Consider the following 20,767-nt stretch of genomic DNA (forward strand, 5'->3'; position numbering starts at 1 on the left):
CCATCTGCACGTCTATTCCGGAGTTTCTTTTGCTGCTGTGGTTACGCCGTTTCACCTGTCTGCTGCTGGCCATGGTCTTTAGCCAGCAAAGCTATGCTATTGAGCAGCCGCTGGCAGAGCAATTGTTGCAGCGCTCCATAGTGGTACCTAAGGTGCAGTATCAAATTACGGCGGTGGAACTCAGTGCCGAAGAGTTAGTACGGGACCGGGCGCTGTTTCACCAGTTTAATGATTTACCTGCCGGCAAGGCCACACTCAGAGTTACGGCACAACAAGCACTCTGGTTGCTGGTGCAACTAAACAATCCGTTTCCAGAAACCTGGCAAGCCTGGCTGCATTACCCATTTTTACCGGCAGATCGACTCAGCTTTTACCAGTTACAACCGGAGATCCCCAGCGCCCAGCTATTGGGCAAAACCGGTAGTTTGTTGCCATACAGCGAGCGCGCCCTGCCGGTGCGAGGCTATGTACAATCAGTTTCGCTGGAGGCCAATGGCAACGCAACCTTATTGTTGAAAATTCAGGATGCCTCCTTGTTAGGCACTGAGCTCAGGCTAGCCAGTTTACCGACCTTACTGGCCGAGGCGCAGCAACAGCTGTTAGAAGATGCCTTACTCAGTGGCGTATTGTTGTTGCTGGTTTTAACCATTCTGTATTGCAGCTGGTTACAGCGTAATACAGCGCTATGTTTTCTGGCCGGCTTCTATCTGAGCTTTGCGCTGGTATTGGGTATTTTAAACGGGCTGGCTTTTAATCAGTTATGGCCGTTTTACCCTGAGCTTAACCCGGTGATTCTCTATATTGCAGTCGGCAGTTGCCTGCTCTGTTTAACCCTGTTTAGCCGCCGTAGTCTGCTGCAATATGCTGGCTCCAGAGCCAGACAACTCAATATGCTCGCTGCTGCCGCAGCCTTGTTACTAATCTTTAGCCCCTTATTTGCCAGTGGTCCGCTGAAGCTGCAGTTGTTATTTGTCAGTGTCAGTGTAGCCCTCAGTATCATCATTATTCAGGCCATCTATATCAGCCTGACCACTGAGTTGAAGGCCGCTCCCCGCTACGCCCTACAAGCGACGCTCGGTACTTTCTGCCTGCTGTTTGTGCAAACCCGCTACCTGTCGGGGTTTGCCGAGTGGTTAAATCTGGCTATTTTTTTGCTGTTTGTCTCCAGTGCCTTGCTGTTGCAGCCGGCACGGTCACAGCACCTCAACTGACGATTTTTACACCAGCCTATTGCGTAGCAGCCATCCGGCACACTAAAATGCGCCGGCGGCAAGTCGCCGTTTCACGACTACAATTCATTAATAGTTATTTCGTTCGGAGTCTTTATGCAACGACTGCGTGAGTTATCGCGTCGTGTTGAGGCTGTGTATGGCGAAATGGCGGACACCTTTTCCGGTTATCAACGTGCCAGCGGCCTAACCTGCCGTGACAGTTGTGGTGAGTGCTGCACTCAAACCACCATTGAGGCGACGGTGCTGGAAGCGTTGCCGCTGGCATTACACCTGTTTGATCAGGGTAAAGCAGAGCAGACACTGACACAACTCGAAGAGTTACCAGAGGTATCTGGCTGCTTTTTTTATCAGCGTTTATCCTTTGATGGTAAACAAGGCCATTGTACTGTGTATCAGCAAAGACCCAGTATTTGCCGGATGTTTGGCGCGGCCGGCTATCGCGACAAACAAGGCCAGGCTGCACTGTCGGTCTGCAAGGTGATTAAAGCGGATAAACTGGAAAAATATCAGCAACATTTAATTATGCTGACCGCTAACCCACCGCCAATGATGATGAGCATTAAAGAGCAAGTCAGCCAATTGGATTATGAGCTGGGCAACAAGCACTACCCAATTAATCAGGCCTTTAAACTGGCGCTGGAAAAGGTGCTGTTAAAAGCCTATTACAGCAGTTTTGACGGTGAGCAAATCGCCTGAATTAATCTGAATTAAGCAGACAGCATGCCGGGCTAGCAAACCCGGCGTGCTCTTTTTATCCCAGAGCTAACCAGGCTCAGCGTTAAAACCCGGCTAGCACAATCTTACCTATTGCTTTACCGCTCTCTAACAGCGCATGCGCCTGCTTTAAATTTTCCGCATTAATCTTGCCGAAGCTCTGCTTGAGCGTGGTATTAATCTGGCCCTGCTCAATCAGACGGCTAAGATCGGTCAGAATTTGATGCTGGGTCAACAGATCCGGTGTGCTAAACAGCGAGCGGGTGAACATAAACTCCCAGTGCAGCGAAATGCTCTTTTGTTTGAGCGGCATAATATCAACACCGCCAACCGGGTCATCAATTAATGCCAGCTTGCCTTGTGGCGCCAGCAACTGCACCAGCTCAGCGTAGTGCTGATCAGTTTGGGTCAGGCTGGCAACGTGGCTGACGGCCTGGATCCCCAACTGCTGTAGCTGCGGTATTAATGGCTGATTGTGATTAACCACATAGTGCGCTCCGAGCTCTTGCACCCACAGCTGACTCTCCGGCCGGGACGCCGTCGCTACTATCGTCACTGTCGTCAGTTGGCGGGCCAGCTGCACCAGTATAGAGCCGACACCGCCGGCCGCACCTGTTACCAGTAATACTGGCTTTGGATGTTTCAAGCTGGGCGTCGCCAGCTCAAGGCGATCAAACAACAGCTCCCAGGCTGTCAGGGCGGTAAGCGGTAAGGCCGCCGCCTGTTCAAAGCTCAGATTCGCTGGCATCTTACCCACGATCCGCTCATCGACCAGCTGATATTCGGCATTTGAGCCCTGCCGCTGCAGTGCCCCGGCATAAAACACCCGATCACCGGGCGCAAAGCGGCTCACCTGCTCACCTACCGCCACCACTTCACCAGCGGCATCCCAGCCCAGCACCTTATATTCACCGGCGGCGGGCGTGACTCTCTTGCGGATCTTGGTATCCACCGGATTAACCGAAACCGCTGCCACCCTAACCAAAATATCGTGGCCTGCGGCGACCGGAGTGGCTAATTCTATATCCAATAACGACGCCGGCTCGCTAATGGCCAGTGATTGCTGATAACCGACTGCTTTCATCTTAGATGCTCCCGTTAACTGGTGAAATGGAACTGATTAACGCCTGTTGCTGTGTCAGGATCTGTAACTGCGCCTGCAGTAAAGTTAAGCGCTCGGCCACAGTAGCGGTAACTGGCCGCACACCGATTTTCAGGCCCAGTACGCTTAAGTGTTCAACCGGGCTGGCTGCCTTGAGCGCCGCGGCAACCTCCTGCTCGGTCAGCCAGGAACAGGCCGAGCCCAACTCAGGTGCCTGGGTATTACGGATCGGTTGATGACTGTCGCGCCAGGCACCATAGGCACTGTCTTCGCCGGAGACGCCGGAAAACATCAAACCGGCTAGCAGCCCTGCGTCTTTTGCCGCCTGAATGTGTGCAATAGCCGCAGCGGGATCACGACCTTCAAATACCGAACGCCCCCAGTTAATCACCACGCCAACCGGGGCAGCACCCTGCTGTTTTAACTGACTTAAGACGGCAAGCTCATCGCTCAGGCTCAAAAAGCCCTTAGATGGCAACTGCGGTGGCAGATAGGCATCACAATGCTCGACCAGCAGCTGGGCACCCTGCCAGTCCCAACTGAGCAGCTGCTGCATCGACGCCATAAAGCAGGCGGCACTACCTGCAACCTTGTCCCGTGCCGGCGCTGTGTGCAGCATGATAGCTTTAACCGCCTGTCGCCCCAGATGCTGATTTAACTTCAGAATCGCCTGGCGGGCGGCCTGCATAAAGTCGAGTGCCGCCTGGCGCCCCGCCGGATCGGTCGATGCCAGCCCGAAGCCGGGCTGAGTCGCCAGTGCATTCATCACCCCGGGAATAGTCGTAAATACATAATCCCAGTGCGGCGCCAGATGCTGTAAAAACCAGGCATCATCATGCTGATGCAGTTGCCCGAGAAAGGGATGCTCTAGTCCTTTGACCTCTGCTAAGCCTGCCAGCCCACGATAATAGTCGGCCTCCAGCTGCGCGTCCCAACCGCTGACATTGGCCGAAGCGGCATAAGCACCAAGAAAATATCCCATGTTGTTCCATCGCTTAACCTGTGATGTCATTATCATAACCTGATTAGGCGAAAAGTCGCAGCCTGTTAGCCGCTCATCGGTTAGCATCTGCCGCGCGGCGCCGGATAATTGTGGTAGGCCGCGAAAATCCGTACACTGCACTCTCCCGCTTTTAACGTTAAGGTTGTTGTATGAAGTTCTTATACCTGCTGTTACCGCTTGCGCTGCTGGCAGCCTGCTCACCCCAAACACCACCGGTCAGTGAGGCCCTTAGTACAGACGCTGCCACCCCGGCGCGGATCTTTACCAGTGGTAAGCATTATCAGGTATTGAGCAAGCCGCTCACCGAGCCGGCCGCGCAGCAAGGCTTAACCGAATATTTCTGGCTCGGTTGTCCGCATTGTCAGAACTTTGAACCCTTATTAAAAGCTTATCTGGCTGAGCGGCCACAAGTCTCGCTGCTGCGCCGCCATCCGGCTTTAGGCGAGCGCTGGGCTTTTGATGCCAGTGTGTTTTATGCTTTGCAATTAGGGGGCAACGCTGCCCTGACGGATGCGCTCTTTACGCTGTACCGAGACACCCGGGTAGAGAAAAACCAGCTCCCTGATCTGGCAGCTATCAATGCCTTCTTGGCGCAGCATCAGCTGGATAGCAACGCCTTTAGTGAACTGGCAAACTCAGAGCAGGCACGGGCGCTAATGGAGCAGGCTAACCGCGAGATGTTGGATAACCGTATTCAGGGCGTGCCGGCGATTGTGGTAAAGGGTAAGTATCTGGTCGGTACTGAGTTACCGGACGATATTCAGTCAAATGAAGATTATTTTCAGCTATTGGATTATCTGCTGCAAAAAGACTAACGCAGCGCACCTAAGCTGAAACCTCTGCAGCTTAGGCTGTCAGACGCAATGTTAGCGCCAGAGCAAAACAGGCCGGATTAATCGCCCGGCCCGCTTAGCGTAAACACCAGATGTTTACGTAAATCTTTTAGCACAAAACCCTTTTTCAGCATTAACGCACTCAGCCGCTTTTGCCACAGCAATAACTGTGGCTGTGCTGCCTCTAACTGTGCCTGTTCAGCAAATTGCAGCCGCACCAGCAAAGACCCCGGAAAGGCTTCATATTCCATACTAAACCAGGCCTGCACTACACCGGCTAGTTCCGCCAGTGCCTGCTGCTCCAGACTGGTCACCGCCGCCATCACGGCGGCCTGTTGTTTAAGTTGTACTTTAGAAAGTTTTTTCATCTTGCTTCTTATTCAACAATACTGCCCAGCGACCCAGCCAGAGCTCCAGGCCCATTGGAAATTGTAGCCACCGAGCCAACCGGTGACATCGACTACCTCGCCGATAAAATACAAACCTGGCTGCTTTTTTACCTCCATCGTTTTGGACGATAGCTCATCGGTATCGACACCGCCTAAGGTCACTTCAGCTGTGCGGTAGCCTTCGGTGCCGTTCGGTTTAAAAATATAGCGCTGCAGGCTGTCGACCAGCCGCTCGATACTTTTCGGATTTAGCGCTTTCAGCGGCTGATTTTGAAACACATTAAGCTCTAAAAGTTTTTCTACCAGGCGCTTGGGTAGCGCTCGTGCCAGAGCGGTTTTTAGCTCCTGCGCCGGATGCTGTCGCTGCAACTCGGTTAGCAGCGCTGTTAAGTCCTGGCCTGCTACCAGGTTAATCGTCAGCTCATCGCCGGGTTGCCAGTAGTTGGAGATTTGCAAAATCGCCGGGCCGCTTAGGCCGCGATGGGTAAACAGCATATCCTCCGGAAACAGGACCTCATTGGCCTCGGCGGTCACCGGCAGCGACACTCCGCTGATTTCTTCAAACACGGCTTTATCGGCCGGTTGCCAGGTTAGCGGTACCAAGCCGGCGCGCAGTGGCAGCACCTTTAAGCCAAATTGCTCAGCCAGTTGGTAACCAAAAGCCGTCGCTCCAAGATTAGGCAGGCTTAGGCCGCCGCTGGCAATCACCAGACTCTGGCACTGCCGGCTGAGCTGTGGCGTAACAACCTGATACTGACCATCCTGATAGCTAACCGTCGTGATCTCCTGCTGCAGCGCAATCTGCACACCGGCTTTATCACATTCCTGCTGTAGCATCTCAACGATATCTTTGGCACTGTCATCACAAAACAGCTGGCCCAGAGTTTTTTCATGGTAGGCAATGCCATATTGCTGCACCAGCGCAATAAAATCCCACTGCGTGTAGCGGCTCAGCGCCGATTTACAGAAATGGCGGTTTTGCGATAAATAATTGGCCGGGCTGGCATAGATATTGGTGAAATTACAACGCCCGCCGCCCGACATCAGAATTTTGCGGCCGATGCGCTTGCCATTATCCAGTACTAAGGTTTTACGGCCGCGCTTTGCCGCTTCAATGGCGCAAAATAAACCGGCCGCACCCGCGCCGACCACAATCACATCCCACTGCTGCATCTTAGCTGCGCTCCGCCACAGTGCTAAGCGACTGCTGATAGCCAGCTAACAGCGCTGCCCAGTCAGTATCCTGCCAGTGGAACTGGGCGAGTTTACCGCGCTCCTTATTAAAGGAGCGCAGCAGACGCGCTAAATTCTGCTCTGTCCACGGTCCCGGCTCACGGCGCTCGCACTTATCAAAATCAATCAGCCAGACCTTGCCAGCGCTATCCAGCATAATATTGCGACAATTCAGATCCGAATGATAAACCCCCAGCCGGTGCATCTGTGCGATCGCCTGGCCCACGGCCTGCCATTCCTCAGCAGTCATGGCCCTTTGCTGCAAAATCGCCGCCAGATCTTTACTGTCCGGGATCAGCTCAATCAGTAAGTCAGCGCGATAAATTAAACCACTACGCTGATACCGCGCGGCTACCGGTCTTGGCACCGCCAGGCCCTGCGCACGCATCCAGCTTAATAACTGGTATTCTTGCATCGCCCGGCTTTGTGCCACCGGCTGCAGCCAGAATTGATCATGCAGCAGCTTGCCGACCAGGCCGCCACGGTAATAATGCCGCAGCACCAGTTTATGCCCGCCGTGTTGGACAAAATAGGCGGTATTGCGGCCGCTGGAGCTACCAATCACCGCTTGCTGCTGTTGCCACCAGGCACTTTGAAACTGCTCAGCGGCGATATCAGTAAAAAACGCCGGATCGTACCAATAGCTGGCGTTACCGGCTTGCTTAGTCTGATAGGCTGACGTGTGCGCTAAAGGCTGGCTTGGCATAAGGGTTCCTGCAACAAGAAGGTTTATAGCATCCAGGGTGCGCGCCGTGGCGCCCTGCTGCCGGGAGAAAAACTGTTGGGCACGTTGCCCGAGCTGTTGACGTAAGCTGACATCGCTAAGCAGCTGACAACAGCTGGCAAACAGCTGCTCACTATCGGCTACCAGCACCACGGCCTGCTGTTGCTGCAGCTGCCGGTACGCCTCATTAAAATTAAAAATATGCGGTCCGCTTTGTACTGCTTTGCCAAAGCAAATGGCTTCCAGCGGATTATGGCCGCCGCGCTCGATTAGACTGCCTCCGATAAACACCAGATCGGCCCGCTGATACCAGGCCAGCAGTTCGCCCATCGAATCACCGACCGCAATTTCGGTGTCTGCTCCGGGTAACTGCCCGCTACTGCGGCGCCAGACGCTATACCCCTGGGCTTGCGCCAGCTGTGCAACCTTGTCAAAACGCTCCGGATGGCGTGGTACCAGTAACAGTAATAACTGCGGGAAGCGCTGTTTTAAGCGTGGATAAAGCGCCAGTAACTGCTCATCCTCACCAGCATGGGTACTGGCAGCGACCCACACCAGCCGCGATTTTAATAGCGGCGAAAATTGCGTTACCAGCTGCGCGGTTTGCGCTGGGATCGCCAATTCAAACTTTAGATTACCCGTCACTTGCAGGGTATTACCAAAACCCAGCGCCTGAAAGCGGCGGGCACTGGCGCGATCCTGGGTTAATAACAGGCTGATATTATTCAGTAACGGCCGGGTTAAGGCACTAAAGCGACGATACCCCTTAGCTGAGCGGGCCGATAAACGGGCATTAACGACCACCACCGGAATGTGTCGCTTTCGGCAAGCAGCGAGTAAGTTAGGCCACAGCTCTGTTTCCACAATTACCAGCAACGTTGGCTGAAGCGCGTCTAAAAAGCGCCGAACACTGCCGGGATAATCCAGTGGCAAATAGCAGTGCTGCACACTCTCACCAAAGCGGCTACTGATGGTCGCCGAACCCGTTGGGGTCGTGCCGGTAACGGTCAACGGCAAGGTTGGATGCTGCTGTTGCAGCTGCTTAATTAACGGTGTGGCGGCAATAGTTTCGCCTACTGAGACCGCATGCACCACTATGCCGCCTGCTTGCAGCCCACGTTTTTTTAAACCCAAGCTAAAACGCTCTAGCAGACGCTGCCGGTACGCCGGGTCCTTGCGTGAGCGCCAATAGAAATACAGCAGCAGCAACGGCAGCGTTAAATACAGCAATGCAGAATACAGATGCCTGAGCAACAGCCTATCCCTTTTATCGAACCGGCCAGCAAGCCGGGCTTTAGCGAAAATGGCAATTAGTATAACATGGGCAGCCAAAGTCTGCGCAGCGGCGGAAACTGCAAAAAGCCTATGAAAATTGTCCATATTATCCTGACCCACAGCTTTGCCGGCAGCGAACGCTATGCCGTTGAGCTGGCCAATCTGCAAGCCGAGCAACAACATGATGTCACCTTGATTTTGCATCAGCGCGGCGCGGAACAGCGGCCCAATGCCATTGCCCACCGGGTATCGCCCAAGGTTAAAGTGCTGCTGGTTGGTGGCTTTAAACTGCTGGCGATCTATCGCGCCCGTCGCCTGCTGCGCCAGTTAAAACCCGATGTTGCCCATGCACATTTAAGCGCTGCTTGCCGGGTATTACAAGGCGTAAAGGATTTGTGCCTGCGGGTAGCAACCCTGCATATTCACTATAAAAAACAGCAGCATGCCAAATTAGATGCACTTATTGCCATCGCCCCCTGGCAGTTGGCGGCGATCCCGGAGCCGTTACGCCAGCACAGTGTGCAGCTGGATAACTGGTCAGCTGCGCGCCCTGCCACTGCTGATGCCCGGCAACGCCTGCGCGCCGAGTATCAAATCCCAGCTGATGCCATCGTGATCGGCACTTTGGGCCGGGTTGAACAGAGTAAAGGCCAGGACGTGTTACTGGATGCCTTTAAACAGGCAGCGATCCCTAACAGCTATCTGGTCATTGTCGGTGAGGGTAAAAACTGGCAGGCGCTGCGCGAGAAAGCGCCGGCACAGGTTATTATGCCCGGCTTTAGCACCACCCCACAGGACTGGCTAGCTTGCTTTGATTGCTTTGTCAGTGCCGCCCGTACCGAGCCGTTTGGCCTGGTGTTTCTCGAAGCCATGCATGCCGGTTTACCCATAGTCGCCACCGCCTCAGAGGGAGCAAAATACTTACAACCACTGTTTAGTAATGAGCTGGCAGACATTGATAATGCTGCACACTTGGCCAAACTTTTACAGCAGCAAAGCCAGGATTTAGTGCGCCGGCGCTATCCGATGCAACGCTTTGAACCCAACGCCAAAGCAGCCGAAGTATTGGCGTTTTACTACCAGCAACTAGCAACAAAGACGTCGGGGTAGAATCCATCGTATTACTGCTTAATTCGACATTCGGGTCCAGCCCACAGGATTTGGCCATTTGCGGGCTTTGAGCAAAGCGAGCAGACCATAATGATGCAGATTATGTTTGAAGTTCGCCAGCACAAAGTATAGTCGCTGTCGATAAAAGATACTGCGCTTGATCGGCTGCTTTTGTTTACTATTGATACTGCTCTCAAAAGACAGATCGGGTTTGAAAATCAACGGCCAGATGGCTTCTGCACGGATCCCCAGTTCGAAACTGTATTGCATAGCAACATCAACTGGCCGGTAGAATGGCACCGCTGTCGCTAAAAGTTGTTTGGCACCAGCCGCACTGACCAGCTGCGCGACTGTTGATACCGGGTTTTTAACAAAAGCGACCCGCTGCCAGGGCCCGTCAGCGCCAGATGCGATAATTTTTTGCTGCTTATTTGGCATTGCCAGCTTTAATAATTGCCAATCAGCCGGTAAACCGACGACATAATCCAACATAGCCGCCAGATCACCATTAACAATAAAATCATCCTCCAGGATCAATGCAAAATCCAGCTGCTGGTCAACGATACGCTGCCAGCACCAGATATGACTGATATAACAACCCTTTTCTGCAGGCTGCAGTAACTTATGATAGCACTGTTGATTAAGATGTAGTGAATAATAGCAGTTTAATTCCTGCTCGCTCATTTGCCGGCCATCAGCTGCACTCACCCGTTCAATCGGTAAATCAGGCCAAGCCGATAACTGGGCCAGCGCACTCTGATAACGCTCAACTGAGCGATCAAGATTAATAATAAAGATTTTATAGCGCATCAGGTCACGGCCTTACTGCCACATATCTTTAACCCACTGCACCGGCAGTACGCGGCGGTACCACTTACCACTGACGCCGGCGATAGCATCCGGCGGATTTGGCTTGCCATGGAAAGCGACTATCTTAGCTCCTTTGGGTATGGTAGCGGGCTTAAACCAGTTCATAATGCCTTTTGGCAAGCAATGGCGTTTAAAGCTAACACACCAGCCTTCCGGCCAGTACTGCAGTTTTCCTTGCCTGGCCAGATTCTGAGTCACAAATTCTTGCTCATTGCGTACCTTAGCCAGCTCACGATCTTTATGGTTTTTCAATAACTCAATCAGATCGCTGTGTGCTCCAATCTCATAGCGATAAACCGAGGTATTACCAGTATCGTCAGACTTGTCCCACTCTTTTATAACGAAGAATTCGCCCTGCGGTTGAAAGAAGCAATCGATATTGTCAACAATCACCACATCGAGATCGATAAATAACGTAGGGCCAGTGAGGTCATACAAAGGATCAGCGAAGCTGGTTACCTTCAACCAACCGTGACCAAAGCTCCAGGGCTGACGCTCATCAAAATCTTTGAAACCAACTGCAGGTATGGGTTTCACTTCAATCTTGCTATCAATTCCTACACTGTCATCAGTTAGGCAAACAAAGCGAAATGGCAATGTGAGGTTGCGGCTAACCATCGAGTGCAGCTTATTTACGTATTCAGGGCCATATTTTTTACCCCATTTGATACATAGTACGTTTACTGTTGTCATAAATTCCTCGGCACTAGACGCCAGTTTTTGGGCTTTGCCCATACTTTGTTACCTGTTTGGAACGTTTCTTACTTAAAATGCGCTGCTTCTTACCTAAGATAAATGCAGACAGCGGGTTATGGCTAATCGCATACCGAAGCTGAGCAACAACCCTGAATTTATTTTTAAAGCTGCTTCGGCTAATATCCAGTTCAGGATACATTTCCGCCAACTTGCGTACATCATTCGCCGGGTGCAAGTCGGGGTTCTTCTTGTATAACTCCCCACCTAGCGGCCGGGTATGCACGACCGTTACAGCGTCAATTACTGCGATTCTATCGTCCGCACTTAACAAATGAGGCCACAGATTGTCGAGCCCCCATCCAGAGGGACTCTGTTTAAAAGTATGTCGCAGGGTTTGCAGAGCTTTCGCTGAAAAGACGGGAGCCATCACTTCAATAAAGTTAGTCAGACGTAACGCCGAATTATGTTGCACCAGTAAGCTGGAATGCGAAAAGTACGAATCCATACTAAGCGCCGGCTGGGCAAGCGCTAAATCGAAAGCCAGCATAAAACTAAACAAACGGTTTATTTCGCTCGCATTTATTAGCAAATCATCATCCGGGAACCATACTGCTTTGTACTGACTAATCAGGTCCCAGTTCTGCTCTACAATACGACCAATCTCCGGCCATTTACCGCCTTTTGCCTGTTCATAGTAAGTCGCTTGATCGCGATACTTTTGTGGTTCATCACCAAAATAACTCAGAAATACATCAAACATTGGTGCACCGTCCTGTAACCAATGTGGATGCAAAGAACGATCGCCAACACGGGCAACGATTAAGAAAGGCTTTATCATCAAAAACATCCGTTACAGTGGTGAAATGACAAAAACCGGCATAGCTTGCTTGGCGGCCTGTGTCTGTAAAAAGGTTTTGGCAGTTTGTAGGGCTTCGTCAATGGTGACGTCCATATCCAAATAGCGATAAGTCCCTAATCTACCGACGAAAGTAATAGCCTGCTCTTGCTGCGCCAGTGCCACATAATCAGATAACAGCTGCTTATCGTTAACTAAACGTACCGGGTAGTATGGTTCATCATCTTGAGTCGCCTGACGACTGTATTCAGCAAAACACACTGTATCCGCATGCTGTTCCCAAGGCGCAAAGTGCTTATGTTCGCTAATGCGGGTGTAAGGGATCTCTGGATCGCAGTAATTGATAACTGCTGTGCCCTGATAATCACCGCTGGCACGAATCTCTTTGAACTCCAGCGTGCGATAGGGTAAGTGGCCTAAACTTAAATCAAAGTAGGCATCTAAGGGCCCAGACCAAAATACGTGATCAAAGTCTGCACACTTTGCGCGGCTTAACTTCGTTTCCAGATGAACAGTGATATTCGGATGGTCCAGCAGCTTTTCAACTAAAGGGGTGTAACCGTGCTCGGGCATCCCCTGAAATTGATGATTAAAATAATTATCATCATAGTTAAAACGTAGCGGCAAACGTTTCAAAATACTGGCTGGAAGCTCTGTTGGTGATAAACCCCATTGCTTTTGTGTGTAGCCCGCAAAAAACGCTCGGTACAAAGCCTCTCCAACAAACTTCATAGCTTGCTGCTCAAAAGTTTCTGGCTCCGCAATACTATTATCAGCTTGCTGACGAATAAACTCAGCAGCTTCTGTTGGCGACATGGCCTTACCAAAGAACTGATTAATGGTGTGCAAATTAATTGGTAACGAATAAATTTTGCCACCCGCATTCGCTTTGACACGATTGACATAAGGTTTAAAGACGCTAAGTTGATTTACATAGCGCCAAACATGTTCTTTATCGGTATGAAAAATATGAGGGCCATATTTATGAACCATCACACCGCTTAGGGCGTCGCGGGCAGAAAAACAGTTACCAGCGATATGCGAGCGAGGCTCAAACACCGCAACCTTATAACCTGCTTGCGCCAATTCATTCGCAATAATAGCGCCGGAAAACCCCGCCCCAGCAATCCCTATTGATTTCAAACTATTTTTCCTATAACAACAGTTAAGAATTTAACTGGCCGCGTCACCTTGCGGCCAGCTTTCATTGCAGAGAGTTATTATAACGCAGCCAATAGCACTTCGGCTTTACTGACTTCAAAGGTTTTTGGTGGTTCGACATTTAGCAGGGTAACAACACCATTCTCGACAATCATCGCATAGCGCTGCGACCGCAAACCACCAAAGTCGGCCGTTTCCATTGTTAGGCCAATGGCTTTATGAAAGCTGCCACCACCGTCGGCTAAAAAGGTAATTTCTTCCGCGTTCTGGCTATCCGCCCAGGCTTTCATCACAAAGGCATCGTTGACGGCGGTACAAACGATAGTGTCCACGCCTTTAGCTTTAATTTGATCGGCCAGCGCAATATAGCCTGGCAAATGCGCGGCAGAACAGGTCGGCGTGAACGCTCCCGGCACGGCAAATAACACCACCTTTTTGCCGGCGAAAACTTCGCTGGTAGTGGGGTTTTTCATGCCATCGGCTGTTAATTGTGAGAAGCTGACTTCTGGTAATCTATCGCCTACTTTAATCATTGCTTATTCCTTAGTGCGCCATGGCGCAAAGCTATTAAATTAATATCAGGCAATCGCCTGATTTATATACACATCAAAGCGGTTATTCTTGCCCTTCACCACCAACTGCGGGCTTTGCTGCGCCAGTACTTCGGCATAACCGGGGCGCTTTACCACCACCCGGTAGCGCGCCAGCTGTAATGCCGGCGCCAGCAGTGCATCAGCATCGGTATCACTGCCCACCACATCATGAAAGGCGCGCATTTCTTTTTTCACCAGCGCCGATTTTTCGCGTGGCGGGAACATCGGATCCAGATAGACCACATCGGCTGGCGGCAGTTCCGTCAGCGCCTGCAATGCCGGGGCAAAATGCAGTTGCATCCGCGCAGCGAGGTCTGCTGTGACCGGATTGGCCGCGGCCCGGCGCAAACCATCATACAGCAGTGCCGCCACCAGCGGATTACGCTCTACCAAGGTTACAGTAGCGCCAAGATTAGCCAGTACCAGGGCATCACGCCCTAAACCGGCGGTGGCATCAATAATACTCAGGTTACGCTTTTTGTTCAGGCCACAGGCTTTAGCAATGGCTTCGTCTTTGCCACCACCAAACTGGCGCCGGTAACTGGCCGCACCGCTGGCAAAATCGACCAGAATATCGCCCTGCTTTGGTAAGTCGGCATGGCGCAATACCAGCGCCTGATCTGCCCAACAGAGGTACCAACCAGTTGGCTCAGCAATAACGGTTAACGGGAAACGCTGCTGCAGCTTAGCGGCATAGCCGGCTGGCAGTGAACTGACTAATACACTCATTGCTGCATTCCGGCATAGTTTTCGCCAATACTCAGCGCTATGGTTTGACTAATTTGCTGCAAACTTAGTCCGGATTCCTGCTGCCATTGGTTAAACTGCTGCTGGATCTGTTGCAGACTCTTTTTACTGCTGCTACTGCCATCAAACACCCCATAGGCTTTCAGATAGGCTTCAACATCCTGAGTTAGCAAAAAGGTATCTTTACCGATGGCACGCAGCGCATAAGGACCGGTATTGCCACCCAGCCGGGCGCCATGCTTTTTCAAATAAGCCCAAAGCCCGACAATATCGCTTGTTGGCCAGTTGGCGATAAAGTTCGCAAAGCTGCCATGCTCACGCTGCAGATGATAAATCATCAATGCATTATCACGGATGGTAAACACCTTGCTTAAATTGCGGATAATCCGGGGATCCTGTGCTTTTTGCTCCAGCATTTCATCACTGAGCAGCAGCATTTTTTCGATATCAAAGTCGAAAAACACTTCGCAAAAGCCCGGCCATTTTTGCCGCACCACCCGCCAGACAAAGCCCGACTGAAAAATTTTCTTGGTCAGCTCTGCTAACAGCAGATTATCCGGTAAGGCCGAGAGTTCTGCAGTAGTGCGTGGTTCACTCAGCAAAGCATGCAGCGCCGCCGGGCCGCCTTTACGGGCCTCGGCGCGCTGTAAGATCAGTTTAAAAGATTCTGCCTGACGCAAGCGTCTAACCTCGATCGTGGCCGTGTCTGTAACGGCCCTTAGCGTTGGAAGGATTAATAGGTTACTTCATTAACCAGCGTACATTGACCGTTAACCAGTTGCACCTGCGGCTTAGGCACCACTGCACAGTCGGACATCCGGCCCAGCCGCAGATTCTCAGCCTCTGCCGCCTGATTATAGGCTTCCAGTTTCTTTAACAGTGCCGCCTGGTCCTTACCTTTGGTCGAGACCGCAACATATTCCGCCGGCCCACCACAAGGCTTATGCCCCAGCGGTAACACCAGACACTGCTGCACATTGTCGGCGCTTTTATCGGCGATCAGCGCCAAGACTTCGCGGCGCAGCTCGTTGACGTCAGCGACTTGCTCAATTTGACTCATCAGTTGCTTCCTCGCCTGGGTCGCTTTTATTGGGTCTCGCTGCGGATCAATAGCTTCTACCAGCGGCGCCGGTGCAACCCGGGCGTCACCGCTGCCGGCCGCCTGTTGGCAGCCACTGAGTGTTAAGGCTGCCGTCGCCAGCAACAGCGGGAATAACTTGCTCGGGATTAGCTTGCTCATAGATTGTCCTTAAAGTAATACGGTATCCAGCTTAACTGGCGATGCCCATATGTCGCAGCAAGGCCTCATTTGATGGCTCACGACCACGGAAACCTTTAAATAGCTCCATTGGCTCGGCACTGCCACCTCGCTCTAAAATCCAGTGCAGGAAATCCTGGCCGGTTTGCGGGTTAAATACGCCTTCTTCTTCAAAACGGCTAAAGGCATCGGCCGATAACACTTCGGCCCACAGGTAACTATAATAGCCTGCGGCATAGCCACCGGCAAAGATATGGCCAAAACTGTGCTGAAACCGGTTAAAGCGTGGCGGCACTATCACTGATACCTGGCTGCGCACCTCATCCAGCAAATGTTGCACCCGACCGCCCAGCGCCGGTTCGTACTCGGCATGCAGCCGCATATCAAACAGAGCAAATTCCAGCTGCCGCACTAAAAACAGCGCCGACTGAAAGTTTTTCGCCGCCAGCATTTTTTGCAGCAAGTCGGCCGGCAGTGGCTCGCCGCTTTCATAATGGCCGGAGATCAGCTGCAACGCTTCGGGCGCCCAGCACCAGTTTTCTAAAAACTGGCTTGGTAACTCCACCGCATCCCAAGCCACACCATTAATACCGGCCACCGCAGCGGCATCGACCTGGGTTAGCATATGATGCAAGCCATGACCAAATTCATGGAACAGCGTAATCACTTCATCATGGGTAAACAGCGCCGGCTTGCCGCCGACCGGTTTATTGAAGTTACAGGTCAGATAGGCGACCGGCGTTTGCAACTGGCCATCGGCCAGCCAGCGCCGGCCACGACAATCATCCATCCAGGCACCGCCACGTTTTTTGCTGCGGGCATACAGATCCAGATAAAAGCTGCCGCGTAAGCTGCCATCGGCAGCGAAAATATCATAAAACTGTACATCCGGGTGCCAGACGTCGACGCCGTCACGCACCGCAATCCGAATACCAAACAGTTTTTCTAACACGGTAAATAAGCCCGGCACCACCTTAGTAGCCGGGAAATAAGGCCGTAACTGCTCGTCGGATACCGCGTAACGGGCTTGCTTCAATTTTTCGGCATAGTAGCTGATATCCCAGGCGTTTAAGCTGCTGACACCATACTCAGTTTGCGCAAAGGCGCTAAGCTCTGCCAAATCACGCTGCGCCTGTGGTTTCGCCCGGCGCGATAAATCAGTTAAAAAGTCCAGCACCTGCGCCGGGTTGTCGGCCATCTTGGTCGCCAGCGACTCTTCGGCGGCATTATTAAAATCCAGCAGCTGCGCCAGTTCATGCTTTAAAGCCAGGGTTTCTTCAATAATGGCGCTATTATCAAACTGACCGGCCGTCGGGCCCTGATCTGAAGCGCGGGTACAATAGGCGCTGTACATTGTTTCGCGCAGGGCCGCATTATCGGCATAGGTCATCACCGCGATATAGCTGGGGAATTCCAGCGTAAATACCCAACCTTCCAGCTCACGCGATTTCGCCTCTTCAGCAGCGGCTAAGCGTGCATCCTCCGGTAAACCAGCGAGCTCAGCCTCATCTGTGACCTGTTTAAACCAGGCCTGAGTCGCATCCAGCGTATTGTTGGAAAAGGTGGAGCTTAATTCCGACAGCCGGCTTTGGATCTCGCCATAGCGCTGCTTTTTCTGCTCTGGCAAACCGATACCGGATAACTTGAAATCACGCAGCGCATTGGTCACCACCTTTTGTTGCGCGGTCGTCAAACCGGCAAACTCCGGACTTTGCGCCAGCGCCTGATACTTTTGATACAGGCCCTCATGCTGCCCCAGCCAGGTGCTAAAATCAGATAACAGCGGCAAACAGCTCTCGTATGCCGCTCGCAGCTCCGGGCTGTTGGCTACAGAATTTAAATGCGATACCGGTGACCAGAGCTTATTTAGCCGATCCGAACCCTGCTCTAACTGCTCCACTATCGCCTGCCAACTGATCTCGCTACTGGCAACCACCTGCTCAACCACGGCTCTGGCGTCACTGATCGCCTGCTCCACCGCAGGTTTTACCTGCTCGGGCTGAATTTTCGAAAAGGGTGGTAAGTCAGTAAAGCTTAGTAACGGATTATCGCTCACGGCAGTCATCGGCAGGGTTCCTGTAAAATTCGCTATTATGAATATGTTGGGGCCGGCGGGCATATTGTCAAGCGCCAGTAGCCGTGTGTTTGCTAAATCCTGCGGCTTGACGCTTGTATTGCGCGCTGGTTAGCCCTATATCTGCTCTATCTATCAACTTAGGGTTTAACCTTAAATTCCGGTTCATCTTTACCCTATTAACTGACAGGCCCTGTTATGACTCGTCATTATAATTATCTTGCTATCGGTGCTGGTAGCGGCGGTATCGCCTCAGCTAACCGTGCTGCCCAACGCGGTGCGACAGCGGCTGTTATTGAAGCCAAAGCCGTAGGTGGTACCTGTGTTAATGTCGGCTGCGTACCGAAAAAGGTAATGTGGTACGGCGCCCATATTGCTGAAGCGGTAAAATATAGCCCCAGCTATGGTTTTAACCTGCAGCAACAGGGCTTTGCCTGGGACACGCTGGTCAAAAACCGTGAAGCCTATATTGAGCGTATTCATGGCGCCTATCAGCGTGGTTTTGCCAGCAATGGCGTGGAACTGATCCAGGGCTTTGCCCGTTTTGTCGACCACAGAACAGTGGAAGTCAACGGTGAGCGTATTACCGCCGATCATATCACTATTGCCGTTGGCGGCCGCCCAACCAAGCCTGATATTCCGGGGGCTGAGTTGGGGATCGACTCCGACGGCTTTTTTGCCCTGACGCAACAACCTACCAAAGCAGTCGTCGTCGGTGCCGGCTATATCGCAGTAGAAATTGCCGGTGTGTTGCATGCCCTTGGCACTGAAACGCATTTATTAGTGCGGGGCGATCGGCCACTGCGCAGCTTTGATCGCGATATTACCGACGCCCTGCTCAGCCGGATGCAGCAAGATGAAATGCAATTGCATACCGAAGCCGAGGTAGCGAAAGTGGAAGCTGCCGGCGAAGGCCGGCTAACCGTTTATCTGAAAAATGGCAGTATCCTGTTTAATGTCGATTGTCTGATCTGGGCGATTGGCCGTGAACCGGCAACCGATCAGCTTAACCTGGCCGCCGCTGGTGTGGTGGCAGATAGCGAAGGCTATATCCGCACCGATGCTTATCAAAATACCAATGTACCCGGTATTTATGCGGTGGGTGATATTACCGGCGAAGCACAACTGACGCCGGTGGCAGTAAAAGCTGGCCGTATGCTGGCCGAGCGCTTATTTAATCCGGCTATGCCGGATGCGAAAATGGACTATTCGCTGATCCCCACTATCGTCTTTAGTCACCCGCCCATCGGCACTATCGGCTTAACCGAAGCCGAAGCCGTAGAAAAATACGGCAAAGAGCAGATCAAAGTGTATCGTTCCAGCTTTGCGGCCATGTACAACGCCATTACCCCGCACCGCGCCCTCAGTACCTTTAAACTGGTGTGCTTAGGCGCAGAAGAAAAAGTCATTGGCTTGCATGGCATTGGCGAAGGCATGGACGAAGTGCTGCAGGGTTTTGCCGTTGCCATTAAAATGGGCGCCACCAAGGCTGACTTTGATGCCACCGTCGCGCTGCATCCGACTTCGGCGGAAGAGTTCGTTACTCTTAAAAACTAGTGCTGGAAAACGTAAACTATAAAATTGACACCTCTGGAAAACCGACTAGATTCATGATTAGTGTCTTGCTAATCATGGAGCTGGTATGGTCTTTATCATTGACTCTGATGACTTCGACGTCCCAATACCGCATATCTCAAAAAATCTGGATAGAAATATAAAGCTAAGTGGCTTTCCAACATTTTATTCAGCTTCTGGCGAATATCTGCAACCAGTAAATCTTTGGCTCAACTTCTTGGTAAACGTAAGGAAAGCCAAAAACATCAATTCAAACGTAAGAGCAATAAAGCGATATTGGAACTTTCTAGAGAATAACGGCTTACCTTGGGATCACTTCCCTAAACAAAAAAGTTTGAAACCAACCTACAGGTTTAAAAATGATGATTTGTTGTTATCCGCAAGGAGTGGTGCGATTCAGCTGTCAACAGCTGCTACATATATCAGCCATGTAGTTGGTTTTTATAAATGGGCTGGTCATGAAGGACTGATTCAGTTCTCGGAAGAAAACAAACCATTTGAAATGGAGTTGGTGCTAATTTCTAATTCCGGTCCCCTCAGATTCATTAATAGAAGTTTTGTCGTTAATTCCACAGATCTAAGAATACGTAATCCCCGCAAAAACCTTGAACAACAGCTATGCCCATTTACAGAAGATGAAGTCAGAACCTTTTTCAAAATCATTAGATCTTTCACTACCGAGTTTTTGTTACATCAATTGTTGCAGTTCCAATGCGGTTTAAGAATGGAAGAGGCATGTTTTTTTCCTCTGGATTTGGTCTTCAACCCATCGTCATCTGATACACGTTTCGACATTGAAATAGGTCCACACGTCGGTGTTCCAACGAAGTACGGAAAAATAAGAACAATAGAAGTGCCTGCATCTTTGATGAGAGAGCTGTATCTATACTCCATTAGTTCTCGCAGGGCTGCTCGTCAAAAAAAACAGCCTAACTCAAAAACGCTCTTACTCAATCAAAACGGTTTACCGATGACTTCGGTAAATGTGGCTCAGCATTATTTCAAAGCCAAGAAAGCATATAAAGCAGTAACCGGAAGACCTTTAAATCATCGGCCTCATGATGCTCGTGCAACCTATGGAACTTATCGATTGGCGTCCCTACTTGAGCATCTTCCCCCATTGGATGCAATGACTCTAGTAATGGGTTGGATGGGACACCGACATGAATCAACAACCTGGCGTTATTTAAGATATCTAAACAAAGAAAAGCTTAATAGAAATGCAATTTCGATGATGGACATATTCCTTCATGAAGCACTAGGGAAAGACAATGACTAATCAGAATGGTGCGTTTAGGCTGACGAATCCCCACGAATGGCGT

The 20,767-nt window shown here is 51.3% G+C and carries 20 protein-coding genes; 6 read left to right on the forward strand and 14 right to left on the reverse strand.

Translation table 11 applies throughout. From position 1 onward, the window contains the following. Positions 1-29 precede the first annotated feature (29 nt). Together A9165_RS03945 and A9165_RS03950 are read left to right on the forward strand one after the other, a co-directional pair. Positions 30-1,211, forward strand: coding sequence for a 7TM-DISM domain-containing protein (locus tag A9165_RS03945; protein WP_065954974.1), 1,182 nt, complete (start codon positions 30-32; stop codon positions 1,209-1,211). A 114-nt stretch (positions 1,212-1,325) separates the two neighbouring features. Further along, on the forward strand, positions 1,326-1,928 hold the full coding sequence (locus A9165_RS03950) for a YkgJ family cysteine cluster protein (protein WP_008606693.1): 603 nt from the start codon (positions 1,326-1,328) through the stop codon (positions 1,926-1,928). An 82-nt stretch (positions 1,929-2,010) separates the two neighbouring features. On the opposite strand, the gene A9165_RS03955 is transcribed toward A9165_RS03950, so the two are convergent. After that, complete coding sequence (locus A9165_RS03955) at positions 2,011-3,030, reverse strand: zinc-binding alcohol dehydrogenase family protein (RefSeq protein WP_065954975.1); 1,020 nt, start codon at positions 3,028-3,030, stop codon at positions 2,011-2,013. Position 3,031: 1 nt separating this feature from the next. Then, positions 3,032-4,030, reverse strand: coding sequence for a DUF4862 family protein (locus A9165_RS03960; protein ID WP_065954976.1), 999 nt, complete (start codon positions 4,028-4,030; stop codon positions 3,032-3,034). 170 nt (positions 4,031-4,200) lie between these two features. On the opposite strand from A9165_RS03960, the gene A9165_RS03965 reads away from it, so the two are divergent. Next, positions 4,201-4,866 (forward strand): thiol:disulfide interchange protein DsbA/DsbL, encoded by a 666-nt coding sequence (locus A9165_RS03965; RefSeq protein WP_008606689.1) that lies wholly within the window; start codon positions 4,201-4,203, stop codon positions 4,864-4,866. Between the two features lie 77 nt (positions 4,867-4,943). On the opposite strand, the gene A9165_RS03970 is transcribed toward A9165_RS03965, so the two are convergent. From A9165_RS03970 to waaA, 3 genes are read right to left on the reverse strand one after another with little or no spacing between them, the layout of a single operon-like run. Then, complete coding sequence (locus A9165_RS03970) at positions 4,944-5,252, reverse strand: hypothetical protein (protein WP_065954977.1); 309 nt, start codon at positions 5,250-5,252, stop codon at positions 4,944-4,946. 12 nt (positions 5,253-5,264) lie between these two features. Beyond that, the gene (locus A9165_RS03975; protein ID WP_008950297.1) at positions 5,265-6,446 is read right to left on the reverse strand and encodes an NAD(P)/FAD-dependent oxidoreductase; all 1,182 of its coding nucleotides are present in this window, start codon (positions 6,444-6,446) and stop codon (positions 5,265-5,267) included. A gap of 1 nt (position 6,447) precedes the next feature. Further along, on the reverse strand, positions 6,448-8,484 hold the full coding sequence (gene waaA / locus A9165_RS03980) for a lipid IV(A) 3-deoxy-D-manno-octulosonic acid transferase (protein ID WP_065954991.1): 2,037 nt from the start codon (positions 8,482-8,484) through the stop codon (positions 6,448-6,450). Between the two features lie 111 nt (positions 8,485-8,595). Between waaA and A9165_RS03985 the strand changes: the two genes are divergently transcribed. Beyond that, positions 8,596-9,615, forward strand: a complete 1,020-nt coding sequence (locus tag A9165_RS03985) for a glycosyltransferase (protein ID WP_065954978.1) — start codon at positions 8,596-8,598, stop codon at positions 9,613-9,615. Between the two features lie 18 nt (positions 9,616-9,633). On the opposite strand, the gene A9165_RS03990 is transcribed toward A9165_RS03985, so the two are convergent. The 9 genes from A9165_RS03990 to prlC form a co-directional block, all read right to left on the reverse strand. After that, complete coding sequence (locus A9165_RS03990) at positions 9,634-10,425, reverse strand: glycosyltransferase family 25 protein (protein ID WP_065954979.1); 792 nt, start codon at positions 10,423-10,425, stop codon at positions 9,634-9,636. A 12-nt stretch (positions 10,426-10,437) separates the two neighbouring features. Further along, positions 10,438-11,178, reverse strand: coding sequence for a glycosyltransferase (locus A9165_RS03995; RefSeq protein ID WP_255365634.1), 741 nt, complete (start codon positions 11,176-11,178; stop codon positions 10,438-10,440). A 13-nt stretch (positions 11,179-11,191) separates the two neighbouring features. Beyond that, positions 11,192-12,019, reverse strand: coding sequence for a DUF707 domain-containing protein (locus A9165_RS04000; RefSeq protein ID WP_065954992.1), 828 nt, complete (start codon positions 12,017-12,019; stop codon positions 11,192-11,194). Positions 12,020-12,031: 12 nt separating this feature from the next. Further along, the gene (gene glf / locus A9165_RS04005) at positions 12,032-13,180 is read right to left on the reverse strand and encodes a UDP-galactopyranose mutase (RefSeq protein WP_065954981.1); all 1,149 of its coding nucleotides are present in this window, start codon (positions 13,178-13,180) and stop codon (positions 12,032-12,034) included. A 77-nt stretch (positions 13,181-13,257) separates the two neighbouring features. Further along, a complete protein-coding gene (locus A9165_RS04010; RefSeq protein WP_065954982.1) occupies positions 13,258-13,731 on the reverse strand; it encodes a peroxiredoxin in 474 nt (157 codons plus the stop codon). Between the two features lie 45 nt (positions 13,732-13,776). After that, entirely contained in the window at positions 13,777-14,520 is a 744-nt protein-coding gene (locus A9165_RS04015; protein ID WP_065954983.1) for a class I SAM-dependent methyltransferase, read from the reverse strand. After that, positions 14,517-15,218 (reverse strand): DNA-3-methyladenine glycosylase I, encoded by a 702-nt coding sequence (locus tag A9165_RS04020; protein WP_065954984.1) that lies wholly within the window; start codon positions 15,216-15,218, stop codon positions 14,517-14,519. The genes A9165_RS04015 and A9165_RS04020 overlap by 4 nt, the downstream gene beginning before the upstream one ends. 53 nt (positions 15,219-15,271) lie before the next feature. Then, positions 15,272-15,778: a hypothetical protein gene (locus A9165_RS04025; RefSeq protein ID WP_065954985.1), complete on the reverse strand. Its 507-nt coding sequence runs from the start codon at positions 15,776-15,778 to the stop codon at positions 15,272-15,274. A 31-nt stretch (positions 15,779-15,809) separates the two neighbouring features. Further along, positions 15,810-17,861, reverse strand: coding sequence for an oligopeptidase A (gene prlC / locus A9165_RS04030; RefSeq protein ID WP_065954986.1), 2,052 nt, complete (start codon positions 17,859-17,861; stop codon positions 15,810-15,812). 207 nt (positions 17,862-18,068) lie between these two features. Between prlC and gorA the strand changes: the two genes are divergently transcribed. Both gorA and A9165_RS04040 read left to right on the forward strand, forming a co-directional pair. Continuing rightward, on the forward strand, positions 18,069-19,427 hold the full coding sequence (gene gorA, locus A9165_RS04035; protein WP_065954987.1) for a glutathione-disulfide reductase: 1,359 nt from the start codon (positions 18,069-18,071) through the stop codon (positions 19,425-19,427). Positions 19,428-19,512: 85 nt separating this feature from the next. After that, positions 19,513-20,724 (forward strand): site-specific integrase, encoded by a 1,212-nt coding sequence (locus tag A9165_RS04040; RefSeq protein WP_065954988.1) that lies wholly within the window; start codon positions 19,513-19,515, stop codon positions 20,722-20,724. The last annotated feature ends 43 nt before the right edge of the window (positions 20,725-20,767 follow it).

The organism is Alishewanella sp. HH-ZS (assembly GCF_001704375.1).
GTDB classification, from domain to species: Bacteria; Pseudomonadota; Gammaproteobacteria; order Enterobacterales; family Alteromonadaceae; genus Alishewanella; species Alishewanella aestuarii.